This window comes from Streptomyces musisoli, assembly GCF_016741855.1.
Lineage (GTDB): Bacteria > Actinomycetota > Actinomycetes > Streptomycetales > Streptomycetaceae > Streptomyces > Streptomyces musisoli.
Window position 1 is genome coordinate 1 of the sequence record NZ_JAERRH010000099.1, and the last position, 821, is coordinate 821.

General features: G+C 69.1%; 1 protein-coding gene. It reads left to right on the forward strand.

All coding sequences use genetic code 11. The features are described 5' to 3' along the window. Positions 1-87: 87 nt before the first annotated feature. On the forward strand, positions 88-821 hold a 734-nt coding region (ku, locus tag JK361_RS40625), incomplete at its 3' end, for a non-homologous end joining protein Ku (protein ID WP_201828256.1).

Consider the following 821-nt stretch of genomic DNA (forward strand, 5'->3'; position numbering starts at 1 on the left):
GTCGCACACGGCTGCCGCCCGCGGGTGCGGGCGGCCTGTGGCGTTCATAGCCTGGTGGTGCTCGGGGTGAGCGCGAAAGGGTGTGCCATGCCCCGAACGATCTGGTCCGGTGCGATCTCGTTTGGCCTGGTCACGGTGCCGATCAATGTGGTCGGGGCGACCGAGGACCACTCGATCCACTTCCACCAGTACCACCTGGAAGACGGCGGCCGGGTCCGCTACCGCAAGGTATGCGAACTGGAAGACCGCGAGGTGGCCCAGGAGGAGATCGGCAAGGGATATGAGCTGACCAAGACGCAGATCATCCCGATCACGGACGAGGACCTGAGCAACCTGCCGCTGCCGACGGCCAAGGCGATCGAGATCGACGCGTTCGTGCCCCTGGCGAGCATCGATCCGATCCGGATCGCCGAGGGCTACTACCTCCAGCCCGCCGGCCAGGTCGCCGCTAAGCCCTACAAGCTGCTCGTGGAGGCGCTCGGCCGTTCGGCCAAGGTGGCCGTCGCGAAGTACGCCTGGTCCGGCCGCGAGCGCCTGGGGCTGCTGCGCGTCCGTGACGACGTCCTGGTCCTGCACGCGATGCGCTGGCCCGATGAGATCCGCGACCCCGCCGAGCTGCTGCCGCCGCCGGCCGAGGTGTCCGAGGCCGAGATCGAGGGGGCACTGGCCCTGATGGACACCATGACCATCGATCGGCTCGAGGGGGAGGAGTTCCGCGACCGCTACACCGAGGCCGTCGCGCAGATCATCGAGGCCAAGCGGGAGGAGAAGCCGCTGCCGGAGGTGCCGGAGCCGGAGCAGCCGGCCCCGGTGCTGGACCT